The sequence below is a fragment of the Prevotella disiens genome, from assembly GCF_900454955.1.
Taxonomy (GTDB): Bacteria; Bacteroidota; Bacteroidia; order Bacteroidales; family Bacteroidaceae; genus Prevotella; species Prevotella disiens.
Genome location: NZ_UGTL01000001.1, coordinates 704075 through 720943, shown reverse-complemented (window position 1 = coordinate 720943; position 16869 = coordinate 704075). Strand labels below are relative to the sequence as shown.

Here is a 16869-nt window from a genome sequence, read left to right as displayed (position 1 = left end):
TTTTGCACCTTACGCCCTCTCTCTCCTCGCCGACTATCGGGTAAGGCTCAGTTTAAGACTGACACCAAAATCATGCGTGGTAGTAGGATAGCTACTTGACGAAAGCAATGGTGTGTTGATTTGAAGGTCATAGTAAACGCTGGCAGTAATGAGTCGGCTCAACGTGTAATCGCCTGTAAACGATACTTTGAATGCCGTATTACCGCTTGAAGCTGCCGATGTTAGCGTAGCAATATCGCGCGTAATGGCTGCTTGCTGACGATAGCTTAGGTCAAAACGGAGGTTCAAATCACGGTTAATTCCACTCTTATCTTTAAAATTCAACCCCTGAGACATGCCGTCATCTTGCTGATTAGCTTTGCCTGCTTGCTTCTTCTTGTTCTTCTTCACCGCACGAGAGTTGCGTCCACCAAAGAGATTGAAGTTGTTAATGCGATAACCCAAACCAAAAACCCAATCTTTTGAAATGGCTTCATTGATTTGTACACTCGTCATAGAGAGCGAAAGCACACGAGTTTGGCGGTATTCCAAACGAGCGGTAAGGTTGTTTTGCATCGTAACATCAATACCCAAAAGTGGCGAGAATGCTTCGTTAATGGATACTTGCGATATGTTATACATCGAACTTGGTATTGGTGCGCCCGTCGTAGCATCAGTGATAAAGCCTAATCCGTTCATGTATTCTTGCCATGTACTGAAACTTTGATAAGAACCAACGGCGAAAATGCTCTTATAAGCGTGGTTGATATTGACACTCTTGAAGATGTTTTGGAACATTGGAAGACGTGATAAACCACTGTAACGAACGTTCCAGTTAGGCAATAAACTCTTGAGTGTAGGGAAGATAGATAGCCCATTATTGCTCATACTCGTGTAAGCATTGAGGAAAGCAGGTATCATTACATCGGCACTATACTGGTTGATAGTTCCTCGTTTCGGGTTAAACGCTCCGCCACCCATTGATGAAGGATAACGTGCGTCCATGTATTGGGTCTCAACACGACCACGATAGCTGTCGAGCGAATGGACAAACTTTTCGAAAGTTGCACTCTTATAACCGTTATTAGCATCGCCTTGACTTTCAAAAGCTGTACCAATCGAAATGGTTGTCATGGTCAATGTTCCACTTTGTGTGGTTGGATTGCCCTTATACATGTATTGAATGCTCTTTGAAACTGTTTCCATACGACTTGCAGTGAGGTCTATCTTAAAGTCGCGGAACGGCTCTAACGTAGCACGAAGTTGCAAGTCTTCGGTTTTATTCGTAGTGGCTGGTGTTGCAATACTGTCCGACATGAGCAACCAACGGTTCTCTCTTGCTTTTTCAATATAGCTGTCGCTGATGACACCAAAGGCAAAATCTAATCCAGGAGACATTGCCCCATGACCACGAGATTGCCCAAACGCATCGCCAATGGTAGGCATAAAGCCTGGTAAGGACATGGAATATTGGTTGCGATACGAGATACTTGCGTTGCGAACCATCATTAAAGCACGCGCAATACACTGCGCTGTCTTGTACCAACCCTTGTTCTCTAATGGTTCTTTTGGTGTAACAGTAAGTTTCAAACGGAGCAAAGAGTCGGTCTTATTGTAGAGTTTCACTCTGTTTTCGTCCATCTTTTTCCACTTCAACTTCACCGAATGACCTTTAGAATCCTTTAAAGAAAGGTTGAAACGCTTGGTCTTTTTCGAGTGCGAAACGATGATAGCTGTATCGGCAGGAAGGGTTATTTCTTGCTCAAAGCTCTTCGCATTTTTTGGCAACGCTCTCTTCTTGTCATCGTCCTCGTCCTTTATTTTCAACTTCTTATCGTTTTCTAATTTATTACCAAATTTCTTCGCAATATTTTCACCACGTGAAGACAAACTAAGATTCTTGGAGAATGAGTTAGAAAGCGATTTGCTAAACCGTTCATTGGTCTTTTTCAAGAACGGAATGTGATTGTATAAACGTTCGAAATTGATAGAACTATTGATATTCAAAGTCCTATTGCTGGTAATGGTATGCCCTAACGACTTACCATTCTCCAATTCTGTCCCACGCACCCAATTATAAGTTGCATTGTAATTGGCGTCTGCATTCAACCAATCAAAGGCAGGAAGCATATTTAACGGCAACTGATAAGAAAGATTGAAGTTCTGTTGGTAGTCCAAAGGCGTACCAAAATTCTTTATACTCGTCCAAACAGAGTCTTTCCATGCTTGATATTCATCGGCATAGAGGGCTTTATTTATCGGCGTATAAGGCTCTTCTATCTCGGCATGAGTAGCACTTTGGAAACTAACATGAAGGTTTCGAGTCAAATCCCAACGTATTGAGAAGTCGCGATTCCACAAGAATTGCTCATTAAAGGTAAGCGGCAACATGTTGTTCTCGGTCGACTCCATGTCGCGTTCTTGCAATTCGTAATAATTTCGAGTAATTTCTGTATTGAATGTTACATTCTGTGGCAACCAATTTAACTCGAAACGCTTGATAATATCAAACCATCTTGAATTGCTTTTTATCATCTTTCGGAACGGCTTAAATGGCTTATAAATTGGTGTCCAACTATAATTCATCGCACCACGCCAATTGTCTTCATTTTCAAAAACAGTGGTTTCGCCCGTTGTATGGGTGTGCGAATGACTATAAGAGAATGAGAAGTTGGCTGGGTCGTATGGCATTGGGTGGCGCTTATTCTGTATGCCTACACGCACATTCGATAGAGAAAAGTTCGTCGTTGTACGCTTTGTTACCGCAATGGATTCTATTGAGTCGCGCTCAATGTTATTTGCAGCACCATCAAGAGCAGCATTTAACTCCATATCGGTGTCCAAAGGATTGTATTTTGGACGGCGTTCGCTCTTGGTAACACTATAATATAAAGGTGCAGTAACCTTGGCTTTGTCGGGGAAGAACTTACCTAATTCGAAACTTGTGGTAACAGAAACATCTGTATTGGTTTCTTGTTGACGCTCGCTAACACCTTGTTCCAAACCACCAAAGCCGTCAGTACTATGACTGGCATTGACATCAATAGAACCAAAATCGGATAGTTGAATGTTCAATTGTCCATGTGCTGCCCAACCACCTTCATTGTTAAAGTCGAGCAAACGCAATTCATTCACCCATACTTCACCACTTTTCTCGCTATTAGAAAGGTTTCTTACACCTACAATCATGGTCTTTATCTCGCCCAAAGTAGGATTACCCATGACCGTAACTCTATTGGCTGGACGATTTTCATCATAGATAGAGAACTCTTTATTATAGCTTGCAGTACCATTTCCACGCCCTTGATTGCGCTTTTTCTTTACGTCTGTGAAAACAGAAATAGGCACATTCAACATATTTTCCTCAGGCCAAACCGCCTCACAACCCTGTCGTGAATAGGTGTCATACTGCCCTTCTGGAGTAAGTTTCAATGGAATTTCGTATTCGTAATAATTGTTCTTATAATCTGAACCCAAACGTATGAATACAGCCAACTGATTGTCTGTAAGATTGGTAACGTTCTGTTTCAACGCATTAGCGTGTACAAACATTTGTAAACGCTTATATTGGCGAATATCAAGGGTAGTATTTTTGTACACCGCCTTAGATTCTTTGTTGCCCAAATTGTTCACCGTAATCGCCAAAGCTTGCTCATTACTTTGCACAAGTTGAGGTTGTGTTGGGTCTTGTTCGCGTGAAATTCCAGGTGGAAGCACATAGTTTACAGGCGTTTTTGTATTGTTTTCTTCAATACTAACGGCACTTACTGACATCGAACCAGATGTTGAAGCAGAATTAGTAAGGTTTTGCTGATACTGACGCCACTCTCCACGAACCAAATCGAATGTACCAAATCGCAAAACAATAGGCTTTTCAAAGTTGGTAAGGAACATTCTCATGAAGCGAATGCTCGTGAAATCATTGATAGAACCTACTCTTTTTTGATATTCACGCACAGGTATGCGGAACTGATACCATGTAACTTCTTCCGATTTTCCATTGCGCAGCTTTGGCGAAGTTACACGTTTGTCCACAATATAGTTTTGTCCAACAACCAAATCCTCTGGTCGAATGCTCACCTTATATTGGTAATACTTTTCGTATTCATTGAGCGTGTAATCTTGATTAATATCTTCCACGTCTGGAGCAGTCTTATAAGACGTGTCATAACGTTCATTTCTATTGTCTGTATCGGGCGAGTTCCCTTGCGGATTGTTAATATGCTTGTAACGCTGAAGGATTGAAGCCTGCACTCTATCCCAATCAGAGCCACGATAATAGTGGTAGTCATCGTTGGCAGGGTCAGCCCAAATAGAGTCGAAAACAGCTTGATTGGTATGACTACGAGCATAAGTTAAGAAGTCTTGATAGGAAGCAAACTTTTGTTCTTCCTCATTGTTTAAACCGTTATAACCTAAGTCTTGCAAAGCACGGCTACCCTTTGTTGTTGCGAAAGCATAAGTTACAGTGGTTTGTGTTGGTATTTTACCCCATTGAGTAGTCGTCCATGATTGAGTTCCGTCCACAGGTAATCCACTTTCATAGAACTTTTTACCATCGCGAAGAATGTCTTCTGAAACTTCTCCGAGGTTAATATAGAAGTCGCCTCCATAGAGATTGCCGTCAGGTTGCTTACTTGAATAAATAAATGGGTCGAGTAACCAGAACTCAATGTACTCAATATTGGCTGTTTCGAAATCGTTTGTATCCAATTTACGCATCATTCCGCCCCATTTTTGTCGTGGGTTTGGCAGACGACCATTAAGGTCTAACGTTGGACTAAAGTTATATGGACCACGCTCTTGTGGGTAATAAGCGAGGTTAAGGATAGGCAAAGTTGAGGTAGACCCATTATAACTGCTTTGGTCACGGTTTGGGAAAAGTTCATGAACATAGACTTCACGAACATAATGGTTTGACAATTGTTCCAAATCGCTCTTGATATGACCAGGCGTTAGCGAGCTGCTACGGCGTGTAAACAATGGGTCTATGTTGTACCATGCCAACAAACTGCGGTTGAAACCACTTGAAAGAGTTGTTTTATCAGACGATTCCGAGAAATCGGTTGGTACACTTGATATAATCCAACTTGTTGGTTGGCTCACGTCAATCGTATTTTTTGTATTTTCAAAGTCGTCCAAATACGATGCTCTATCTTGTGTTCCCTTGCTTTGACCAGCAATTAATTGTGCAAATTCTGCTGTAAAAGAGATATGAGAAGGTTGCGTTAGATGCAAGAAAGGCAACTTATCGAGCATATTCGTGAGCCACTGACTTTCCTTTTTCCAACTCATATTGAGTCCCCAAATGGTATTGTTCAATGGTTCAGCACCCATATTTACCTTCGTTGTCAATGGCTGTTCAGACAAGTGCATGAACGTACCACCAAGCATAAAGTTCTTAGAAAAATCGTATTGCCAATTCAGTCCGAACATCGTTTTGCGCTCTTGCCCATAGTCAGACTGACTTTCCAACGACACATTTACGGAAGTTCCAGCGTCTATAATGCTTTGATTCAAAATGGTAACTTCGCCCGAATTATAATCAACACTATAATCTGAACCTTCTTGCAAAGTTACTCCACCTGCCGTTACTCTCACCGAACCTTGCGGAACATTGTATGCACCGAGTGAAATAACGTTAGCACTCGAACCACGAAACTGACCAATCAGCATGAATTTATCCTTCTCCGCTATTTGTTTTGCTATCGTTTTTGTAGAATCATATAGTTCTGTAAACGCATATTTTTGGGCGATATTAGCAGGAACACCCTTTGCAATCAAATAGTCTTGCATATACTTTCCGAAAGGTTCAGCTGCTGGAAAGAAGACACGTCCATCGGTTACGGTGTATCCAGGTACAAAGTCGAAGTAGCCATTTGGGTGTGGATTGTTGTTATTATCCAATCTATCAGCCCCCAAAACCTTAATCAAAGTTTGGTTTTTCACCTGTGGTTCAGGTATGTAAGAGAGATAAACGCCCGTTGTATCACTTTGATATTTAACATCTAAACGGAACTTATCCTTTTCGACTGTCGATGCTAAATAGTAGACATTCTTCATCATCAAGTCCCAGTTTGCCTGCTTTGGATTGTTGCTGGTGTTCTTCAACGACTTCACAAACAAAGCTTCTGCAACATTGGTTCGGTCGCTTGCAAACTCGCCAACTTGATAAGTTACGCCTCCCGATGTATATTCGTAAGCAATGGCAAGCACTTGGTCGGTTTGTAATCCTGTGCGCAATGAAACGTAACCGAGGGCTTGATTGACCGTATATTCAGAGCTATTAAGCAGTCGAGCATTCGATAATTTTTCGTAATCGACACCACCTACTAATCCCAATCCGTCCAAAACTGTTGCCGATTTATCAATGTCGCGTGCTTCAGGGTGGTTCTGTGCAATGGTGTTATACTCGCTATTGGCAGCATTTGACGGCACTGAACCGCTACCACTTCCCCACAAATCGGTTCTACTCACCTTTGTATTTTCACCTAAATCACTCAAAGCGACAATATTACGAGTATTGTTTGTCGTTCCCGTTTTGTTCGTAACCCATATTTCAACACGATTGATAGTGATACCAGTCGTAAGATTTGGCAACGTTTTCATGGCTCCGTCATATTGCGAACGGAAGGCTTGAGCGAGGAAGAAGTGGCGGTTTTCTTCGTAATCGGCAGCGTCTAATTCGAATGGAGTCAATTGTTTTCCACCCTTCGAACTTACGCTTTTATTAGAAGACTTCTTCTGTGAAATAACCGTTTGCAGTTTAAGTTTACCAAATTGCATATCGGTTCTGATACCAAAGAGCGACGATGCACCTTGTACCAACGAGTTATTAGACGGAAAAGTAACGTTACCGCCTTCCACCAACTTAATAATTTCGTCTTCTTTTCCTTCGTATTTCAGTTTAAAGTTTTGAGCATCAAAGTCGAAAGTAGCATCTGTGTTGTAATTAAGGTTCATGTTTACCTTATCGCCCACCTTACCATTGACGTTCAAATTTATCTTTTCATCAAAATTCATCGTTGTCATTTTTCGGTTACGAATAGGCAACGAAGGGTTATCAATATTCTTTAACGTTGCGCCAAACTTTAATTCAGCGGTTCCTTGTGTCTTTACACGCACACCACCTGGTCCAAAAATCTTTTCGGCAGGTCCTAAAGCAAAGTGTATATCGGTAAAATCGAACTTCTCTTTCCCTTTCTTTTCTAATATTTCTTTGTTCTTTTGGCGATAATAATCGGCAAAACTTTTCTTTTCGCTCCATGCTTTATACTCCTCTGGAGTCATCATAATTGGCGTTGTAATGTAGGTGTCGCCAATTTTATTTCCGATGATATACATACCCAAAGTGTCATTATATTCCACACTTTGCTTTAAGTTTTCAGGGCGTTTTAAGTCGTACGAACCTTGTTCAAGGTCGCTATAAGTAACAGGAGTAGTGCGTTGTACCTTCCAACGAGGGTGCAACAATGAGTCGGGTATATCTTCATTCTCAAGTTCAACATCGGGCATTTTAACTTTTTTCGTGGTGTCGAGAGGCGCAATCTTGTTGTGCAATGTACTGAAAAATGGCAGTACATTAGCCCAAGAGTTTCCCCACGCTATCAAGCTAATGCCTGTAAGCAATAGAAAAATGAAGAATATATGTTTACCTTGTTTCATGTATGAGAGCGTCGTCGTCCATCTTTTTCAGCCTTTTTGTCATCGTTAGGCTTACAACTTATGTTATTTTATTTGCTTCAACGCCAATTTTACCACTTGCTCTACTGGTAAATCTGGTTGTTCGGTCAAAATATCTACCACTACTTTAGCCGATGGCGCTGGCGAGAAACCCAACATCGTGAGCGCACCCACGGCTTCGTCCTTCACAGCATTATTAACATTGGCGGCATTTGGCTGACTACTAACGTGTAATTCCTCGGCAATTCCACTTTGAACAATCTTATCTTTAAGGTCAACGATGATGCGTTGTGCCGTTTTAAGACCTATTCCCTTCACTGCTTTCAACATTTTTTCATCACCATTAGCTATCACATTACACAATTCAGCTGGCGTTAAGGAAGAAAGTATCATGCGTGCCGTGTTTGCTCCCACACCCGAAACGGTAATGAGCAATCGGTAAAGTCCACGTTCTTGCTTATTGGCAAATCCGTAAAGCGTATAACTATCATCACGCCCACCCATACTAATCGCCTCATGAACAAAGAGTTTTACACTCTTCTTACCTTGTATAACTCCGTATGTATTAAGCGAAATATTAAGCCCATAGCCCACACCATTTGCTTCGACAACTGCCAATGCAGGGGTCAATTCTGCCAATTCGCCCTTAATATATTCTATCATAAAAGAATTTTCTGTTATAAAAACCTGCGAGCAGGTATTTTGTATATACCTTATTTATAACGACCATGTCGCTGCTTTATTGCATCATCGCAGAAAAAATGTGGATTTAAGCCTCAACAAACGATTTCGTTTTCAACAAACAAACGCAACGAAATTGATGAAAAAAGAAATTAGAAAAATAGAACAATCTTTCGTTTTGTTTTACAATACAAAACCCACCATTTTACAAAACCTATTGTTTTTAATAAAAAAACAGCCTATTTTGAGCCTCAAAACAGCCTGTTTTTTTATCACAAATAGCAAAGATTGAAGATATAAAAATATAAAATAACACAACTAATTGATTATAAATCACTTACAAAACACCATCTTCACTATTCAAAATTATAGCGTTTTATTACACGATTTTAGAACAATATTACATCAAAACAACTCCCATCAAATCAAAACATTTGGTGGAAGACGGCAAAACAAAGAAATAAATTTGGTGGAAAACGGCATTTTAGCATAAAACATTTGGTGGAAAAGAAAAAAACTGTAACTTCGCAAGGATTAAAACGGAGAATAAAAGATGGAAAAAAATAATTTTTCGCAGAAAACTATACGACCAAATGTTGAAATGGAAAGAACAAGACTCATGCGTCATTAGATGCGTTTTGCGAAAAATATTCTGAAAGAATCAAGAACAGATACCTTATATATACAAAGGATTTCGAAGCCAATCAAAACGTAATGCAGCTGCCTGTCTATATGACAATGTTTTTGTAACGGCATTTTTCATCAAGCTTTGAATTTATAGAGTGCCAAAAAGTAGTTAAATATTTTGCATTTCAGCCCTTTTATTGTAACTTTGTAGCAATGAATATACAAGATTCTAAGAACATACGAATGAGCGAAAACATTATTATTGTCGACGGAGATTACGTGGACAAAGTGGCGTTTAACCTCATTGTGAACTTCGAGCGAATGCTCAACAGACAGATTCCAGTGGCAGACTTTAGCCAATGGGTAGTTGCTATTGCGCTTGATGGCAGATTAAAGCCAGGCAATCACGAAACGCAAGTGGTGGTATTGCACGATAAAAATAATTCTAAATTTGAAAATTTCATGCCTGCCAATTTCGAAAGCGAACTAAATAAAAAGGCTTTCAAAGACGAACAATTGGGCGAATTTATCATTAACACCATTGCAACAGGTAGCCAAATGACCGATAAAGATGCGGTGCTACTTGATGTACTTAAAATAGCATTGAACCACAACGATGTGCATCGCATCATGATTGTGCCAAATGCCGAAGACAGCAACGTGTATGATGTCATCAGAAACACAGTGAAAGACGCTGACGACGAAGAGAAACACATTACGATGTTTGCCATGATGCCTATGGAAGGAGGCAACTTTAAACAACAAATATTGGGCTATCCGCTCATGAATGCAATGGGCATAAGAGCAGAAGAAATTAAAAGAAAAATAAAATAAAAAGATATAATATGGGAAGAGTACTTATGATTGGCGCAGGTGGCGTTGCTACGGTTGCCGCATTTAAGATTGTCCAAAATCAGGACGTGTTTACTGAGTTTATGATTGCAAGCCGTCGCAAGGAAAAATGCGACGAATTGGTCAAGGCTATCCACGATAAAGGCTACAAGGCTGACATAAAAACAGCGCAAGTAGATGCTGACGATGTGGAACAATTGAAGGATTTGTTCAATTCGTTTCAACCTGAATTGGTGGTAAACCTCGCTTTGCCTTATCAAGATTTAACCATTATGGAGGCTTGTTTGGCTTGCGGTTGCAACTATTTGGACACCGCAAATTATGAACCAAAGGACGAAGCTCACTTTGAATATAGTTGGCAATGGGCTTACAAAGATAAGTTTGAAAAGGCTGGATTGACCGCTATCCTCGGTTGTGGATTCGACCCTGGTGTATCACAAGTATTCACTGCTTACGCAGCAAAGCATTATTTCGATGAAATTCATTACCTCGATATTGTAGATTGCAACGCTGGTAACCACCACAAAGCATTTGCAACCAACTTTAATCCTGAAATAAATATCCGTGAAATCACCCAAAAAGGACTTTATTACGAGAATGGAGAATGGATAGAAACTGAACCTTTGAAGGTCCATCAAGACTTGACTTATCCAAATATTGGTCCTCGTGATTCTTATTTAATGCACCACGAAGAGTTGGAATCGTTGGTAAAGAACTATCCAACCATTAAGCGCGCTCGCTTTTGGATGACTTTCGGACAGCAATACCTCACTTATTTGGATTGCATACAAAACCTTGGCATGAGTCGTATTGACGAAATTGAATACGAAGCACCATTGGCTGACAACTCTGGAAAGACTGCAAAGGTTAAAATTGTGCCATTACAATTCCTTAAAGCCGTATTGCCTAACCCACAAGACTTAGGCGAAAACTATGACGGAGAAACCTCTATCGGTTGCCGCATTCGTGGTATTAAGGACGGAAAGGAACAAACTTACTATGTTTACAACAACTGCAAGCATCAAGAAGCCTACGAAGAAACGGGTATGCAAGGCGTAAGTTACACCACAGGTGTGCCTGCAATGATTGGCGCAATGATGTTCTTCAAAGGCATTTGGCGCAAACCAGGCGTTTGGAATTTGGAAGATTTCGACCCAGACCCATTCATGGAACAACTCAACAAACAAGGTTTGCCTTGGCATGAAGTGTTCGGGGGCGACTTAGAGTTGTAAGCTGTAAGAACAAAGAAACGCTTTCAATCATAATATGGCATGTTCTTTAGACTTCATTGAATTTGTTTGCGAGCAAATAGCCCCTGTTGGCGACATCAGATACAGAAAAATGTTTGGCGAATATATGATATATGCCAACGAAAAACCTGTCATCATCGCTTGCGATAATATTGCTTTTGTGAAGCAACACAAAGCGATAGAAACGTTAATGGTAGGAGCTGAAAAAGGATTTCCCTATGATGGAGCTAAAGAACATTACATATTAGACGTTTCAAAAGCTGACAACGCTGTCCGAGTAGTTACTATCTTAGCAGAAGTTTTGCCGTATCCTAAAAAAAGAAATAAGCAAAAGAATGCGCTATAACCAATGAATATATACAAACTATTAAAGGTTTACCAAAAAATAAAAAGCCCAAAAGTAAAACTCTTGGGCATTTTGGCGTTGCACATAACCAAGCGGCGTTATTTGAGTTTGAATATAGATCCAGCATTAGCTTGTAACTTTCGCTGTCGAATGTGCTATTTCAGCGACAACGAAGCGGCAAGAAAAAACAAAAAGTTTAAATTACAACGTAAAATAAATACAAAATGGCAAAAGAAAATAAAGAAGAATTATCTGCTAGCGAAGGCAAATTGAAAGCCTTGCAAGCAGCGATGTCGAAAATAGAAAAGGACTTTGGTAAAGGCTCTATCATGAGAATGGGCGACGAGCAAATAGAAAACGTGGAAGTAATCCCAACAGGTAGCATCGGACTTGATGTTGCTTTAGGCGTTGGTGGCTATCCTCGTGGACGCATTATAGAGATATATGGTCCTGAAAGTTCGGGTAAAACAACGCTTGCCATACATGCTATTGCAGAAGCACAGAAGGCGGGTGGTATCGCAGCTTTTATTGATGCAGAACACGCTTTCGACCGCTTTTATGCTCAAAAGTTAGGAGTTGATGTTGATAATCTTTGGATTTCACAGCCTGATAATGGTGAGCAAGCATTGGAAATAGCCGACCAATTGATTCGTTCATCGGCAATTGATATTCTCGTGGTGGACTCTGTGGCTGCGCTTACGCCTAAAAAAGAAATCGAAGGCGACATGGGCGACTCTAATGTGGGCTTACAAGCACGTTTAATGAGTCAGGCTTTGCGCAAACTTACCTCTACCATTAGCAAAACAAACACCTGCTGTATCTTCATCAACCAGTTGCGTGAGAAGATTGGAGTGATGTTTGGCAATCCTGAAACAACAACGGGTGGTAACGCATTAAAGTTTTATAGTTCTGTAAGATTGGATATTCGTCGTGTTACTTCGGTGAAAGATGGCGACAATATCATTGGTAATCAAGTTCGTGTGAAGGTTGTAAAGAACAAAGTAGCCCCTCCTTTCCGCAAAGTAGAGTTTGAAATTCTCTTTGGCGAAGGCATTTCTAAGGTAGGCGAAATCCTCGATTTGGGTGTGGAATACAACATCATTCAAAAGAGTGGAAGTTGGTTTAGCTACAATGGAACTAAGTTAGCACAAGGCAGAGATGCTACAAAAACTATGTTGAAAGACAATCCTGAACTCGTTGAAGAGGTTAGCCAATTGATAAACGAAGCCATTGCTGCTAAACAAAACGCATAAAAACTTATAAGAAAAAAGACGAAAGAAAGAGTCATATCCCCCTTCTTCCGTCTTTTTTATGTATTTTGAAAAGGAAGAGAATAGATTTTACCTTATAATAGAATTGTTTTTTAATTTAAATCATATATTAATTTAAACTATTTATTAATACATAACGCAATAAAGAATATGTTTGACAAATTAAACGCATACGAAAAAGCAATTGTAATGTTCTTTGCTATCAATTATGGCAATGAAATTACAAAGAAAATTTACACAAAATACGCAGCAAAAATAATCCCTCAACCTTTTTGTTACGAGGTTTTAGAATCGTTGATGCAGCAACAATTTGTCAGCAAAGTAGTTAGTTATTATTCTGCAAAGAGCATTTATCAGCTTAAAAAAGAATATGTTTTAAAGGCACTTTACGAGCTAAAAAAGAAAGAAAATATTAAACTTTATAGGTCGTTTACAACTATAACAGAGCATATTAGCGTGCTTTCTTACAGTTCAAAAAAGATAATTAAAGATTTATTGGAATTACTTTCAAATCCAAAATCTTTAAAGAACCTCATCTATTTTCAATTTTCCGTAGACGAAAGAGTACCCTTTATAACGCCCATTATTGGTCTTCCTGAATTTGATTTCTTAATATCAGAACTCAGAGAAGACACATTAATCACTATACTCACCCCAAAATGCAACGAAATTATTGACAATGACGTGGCATTTCCATGGGAAAGAATCCTCCAATTAATAGAAAATCGCAAAAAAGACAGTTCGTATCATGAACTCATCAATTGTTTTGCGTTCTTCTATTACATAGCAACAGGAAAAATTTGCATTGACCTTGCAACTACAATTGCCGATAAATACACCTTGCAAATAGCCGCCATTCAACAGCTATACAAGAAGAATTATGAGGCAGCAGGTAAGCTCTATATCAAAGCGATGCAATCTTTCAATAATTTAAATCATTCAAAAAATATATTTTCAGATACTATCAGCAACTATTTTTATGCCCTTGCCATGTTGCTTACCAATAGCAAATCGAGCATAAAGAAGTTGGAATTATTGTCGAAAAAGGAAGTATCAAATTCTAACATCTTTCTTTTTACCTTTGTAAAAATCATTTACAATTATTTTATTTTACATAAAGACCTTCCCAACTCTACGAGTACCGAAGTAGGGTTCTCAACCAATGAAAATGTTACTTACCTTTATTTTATTTGGACACTCCTTAAACGCCTTGAAAAAGAGTCGGAAAAAAAATACAGAATAGACCTTACCCGACATCAACCCACCGCTGCTTTTTTGCGCAACGAAATGAAACCAATGGGCATTGTCCCCGAATCGGATAATGTAGAAGACCTTTTTGGCGGCTCATCTATCATAAACGAGATAAGAATTACCCCACTATGGCAAGCTAAATTAGAGGCTATTATCAATGAAGCCAATCAAAAAAAGGAAGAAAAAGCGTTAAATGCACAACAGAAAAAAATAGTTTTCCATTTAGATTATGGCTACATTACTCCAATTGAAAAGAAACTTCTCAATAGTGGGAAATGGTCTGTTGGCACAAAAATGACAATGAATAAGTTTATGCAATTGGATGAATCCTACTTAGATGATAGCGACCGCAAGATTCAAAAGGGCGTACAGGCGTGGTCGTCATTGTTAAGTTTTTATGATAATATCCACCTTTTCATCGGCTGCAACCATATCTATGCTCAGCTTAACAACGAAAGAAAGCTCGTCAATGTACACTTAGACAAGCCATTTCTAATTATCAATAAGAAAAAAAATGGAAGTTTTGAAGTTTCAAGCAACATCTCTGAAGCCGAACCTGTTAAAAATAGATTCTATTATATTAAAAATTCAACTTTCGATTATTCCGTTTTCCAACCTACGGAGTACGAACTCAACATTTACAACCAACTATTAAAAACTGAAATTTTTCCTGCTGAAGCCGAGCCATTGATTACAAAGTTGATTAAATCGATAGGTGGAAAAACCGAAATTCACTCGAATATGGTTAGCGAACTAAACGATATTCAGCAAGAGAAAGCCCCTTCTTTTGTTACTGTTCGCATTGTTCCAGCTCAATACGACACCTTTAATCTTTCTTTTTTCATAGAATATTCCGACCTACTTTCGTTTATTCCTGGCGAGGGTAATGTGGCTACAATCATTGAAAAAGACGGAAAACGTGTCAATATTTTGCGTGATTTGGAAGCCGAAAAAGCCAATTTACAACTTATTATCAACTCATTAGAAGGTTTTGAACCACTATCCGACTACACGTTCGACGATACCTTGTATTCTAAAGTAGCATTTTCCCTTTCTACTTTCCAACTCTTAAAATTTATGGATTGGGCTAAAAAGCACGAAGACATCTGTCAATTGGAATGGCCAGAAGATGCTGCCTTGAAGTTTCATCAGTCTGTTCAAAGCAATAAACTCAACCTTTCTTTCAAGCAAAAGAATGGTTGGTTTGAGGTGGAAGGCGATGTTCAGATTGCTGAAAATGAAATAATTTCCTTGCAACAGTTATTGGAAATGATGCGCGATAGTTCTCAAAAAGGGTTTATTCGTATAGGCGATAAGGAGTATATTACCCTCAGCAAACAGTTGGAGCGCATCTTAAAACAATTGGATACCGCAACTTCCGACAATAGAAACCACCTTCAAATAGCACCAGCAGGTGTGGGCTTGCTCAACGATATTCTCTCCGACGAAACCTTAAATATTAAAGGACAAGAAAACATGGAGAGCCTTCGCCAACGCATTGCCGAAAGTTCTAAATTGCAACCTCGTGTACCTAAAACTTTAAAAGCCGATTTACGCAAATATCAAGAGGAGGGTTTTGAGTGGTTATCACGTGTAACATCGTGGGGCGCAGGTGTGTGTTTGGCTGACGATATGGGTCTTGGTAAGACATTACAAACCATTTCTTTACTTTTGGAACAGAAGAAAGAAGGGGCATCATTGGTCGTTGCACCAGCCTCAGTTGTACCCAATTGGCGCAACGAAATTCGCAAATTTGCCCCATCACTCAATGTTTTAATCCTCAATTCAGCCGATGACCGTGCGGCAATGATTAAGAAAGCTAAACAGGGCGATATAGTTTTGGCAACCTACGCCATGATCAACATAAATGAGGCAGAACTCATTGAGCAAGAATGGAATGTGATTTGTTTAGACGAAGCACACACTATCAAAAACCCAACCACTAAAATGTCGAAATCGGCGATGAAGTTGCGTGCCAAAAGAAAGGTTATTCTTACGGGTACACCTATCCAAAACCACTTGTCAGAGCTATGGAATTTGTTCCAATTCATTAACCCTGGCTTGTTGGGGAGTGCCGATGCGTTTAAGAAAAAGTACATTCTACCAATCGAAGGCGACCGCAATAAAAGTCGTCAAATACAACTCCGCAAACTCATTTCGCCTTTCCTTCTTCGCCGAACAAAGGGAGAGGTTATTGAGGAACTGCCCGAAAAGAACGAAGTTGTGCGCCCTGTCGAACTATCAGACACAGAAATGGCACGGTATGAACTACAACGAGCGCAGGCAGAGGCTATGGTTGAGGTAGAAAAGAATGTTAGTGTCAGCACGTTAGCCGAAATAACTCGCTTGCGACAATTGGCTTGTAGCACAGCTTTAGTAGATAAGAAATGGGAAGGAGTAAGTTCTAAAACATTGGCATTCATTGATTTGGCTGAAAGTTTAAACGATAGCGGCAACCGTGCTTTGGTGTTTTCTCAATTTACAAGCTATTTTGCTGAAATCAAAAAGATGATGGATAAAACCCATTTGCCTTACCTTTATTTAGACGGTAGCACACCAATGAAAAAGCGTGAACAATTGGTACGTGAGTTTCAAGAGGGCGATTGCCCATTTTTCCTCATCAGTTTGAAAGCTGGTGGCTTAGGTTTGAACCTTACGGGGGCTAATTATGTCATTCATTTAGACCCATGGTGGAATCCTGCCATTGAGCAACAAGCCACCGACCGTGCCTATCGCATTGGGCAAGAACAAGATGTTACGGTTTACAGGCTTATTGCTCAACATACCATAGAGGAGAAAATTCTCCGCTTACACAAAACAAAACGCGACCTTGCCGACTCATTATTAGAGGGAACGGATATGGCACACGCTATGACACAAGCTGAATTGTTAGAACTTTTGCGCAATAAATAATTTTTAAAGAACTACT

At 39.7% G+C, this 16869-nt stretch carries 7 protein-coding genes; 5 read left to right on the top strand and 2 right to left on the bottom strand.

All coding sequences use genetic code 11. The features are described from left to right. Window positions 1–33 precede the first annotated feature (33 nt). Both sov and ruvA read right to left on the bottom strand, forming a co-directional pair. Entirely contained in the window at window positions 34–7644 is a 7611-nt protein-coding gene (gene sov / locus DYI03_RS03160; RefSeq protein ID WP_021669687.1) for a T9SS outer membrane translocon Sov/SprA, read from the bottom strand. 63 nt (window positions 7645–7707) lie between these two features. Beyond that, window positions 7708–8325, bottom strand: coding sequence for a Holliday junction branch migration protein RuvA (ruvA, locus tag DYI03_RS03155; RefSeq protein ID WP_021669686.1), 618 nt, complete (start codon window positions 8323–8325; stop codon window positions 7708–7710). Between the two features lie 858 nt (window positions 8326–9183). Between ruvA and DYI03_RS03140 the strand changes: the two genes are divergently transcribed. The 5 genes from DYI03_RS03140 (at window position 9184) to DYI03_RS03115 (ending at window position 16853) form a co-directional block, all read left to right on the top strand. Next, complete coding sequence (locus DYI03_RS03140) at window positions 9184–9804, top strand: DUF6621 family protein (protein WP_021669683.1); 621 nt, start codon at window positions 9184–9186, stop codon at window positions 9802–9804. Window positions 9805–9815: 11 nt separating this feature from the next. Then, entirely contained in the window at window positions 9816–11054 is a 1239-nt protein-coding gene (locus DYI03_RS03135; protein WP_004358562.1) for a saccharopine dehydrogenase family protein, read from the top strand. 34 nt (window positions 11055–11088) lie between these two features. After that, window positions 11089–11418, top strand: a complete 330-nt coding sequence (locus DYI03_RS03130) for a TfoX/Sxy family protein (RefSeq protein WP_021669682.1) — start codon at window positions 11089–11091, stop codon at window positions 11416–11418. A gap of 224 nt (window positions 11419–11642) precedes the next feature. Then, window positions 11643–12671: a recombinase RecA gene (gene recA, locus DYI03_RS03120; protein ID WP_021669681.1), complete on the top strand. Its 1029-nt coding sequence runs from the start codon at window positions 11643–11645 to the stop codon at window positions 12669–12671. Between the two features lie 168 nt (window positions 12672–12839). Further along, window positions 12840–16853 (top strand): DEAD/DEAH box helicase, encoded by a 4014-nt coding sequence (locus tag DYI03_RS03115; protein WP_021669680.1) that lies wholly within the window; start codon window positions 12840–12842, stop codon window positions 16851–16853. Window positions 16854–16869 lie beyond the last annotated feature (16 nt).

Coding starts and splice junctions, on each gene's coding strand:
- sov (WP_021669687.1), bottom strand. CDS start 7,644: ATGAAACAAGGTAAACATATATTCTTCATTTTTCTATTGCTTACAGGC.
- ruvA (WP_021669686.1), bottom strand. CDS start 8,325: ATGATAGAATATATTAAGGGCGAATTGGCAGAATTGACCCCTGCATTG.
- DYI03_RS03140 (WP_021669683.1), top strand. CDS start 9,184: ATGAATATACAAGATTCTAAGAACATACGAATGAGCGAAAACATTATT.
- DYI03_RS03135 (WP_004358562.1), top strand. CDS start 9,816: ATGGGAAGAGTACTTATGATTGGCGCAGGTGGCGTTGCTACGGTTGCC.
- DYI03_RS03130 (WP_021669682.1), top strand. CDS start 11,089: ATGGCATGTTCTTTAGACTTCATTGAATTTGTTTGCGAGCAAATAGCC.
- recA (WP_021669681.1), top strand. CDS start 11,643: ATGGCAAAAGAAAATAAAGAAGAATTATCTGCTAGCGAAGGCAAATTG.
- DYI03_RS03115 (WP_021669680.1), top strand. CDS start 12,840: ATGTTTGACAAATTAAACGCATACGAAAAAGCAATTGTAATGTTCTTT.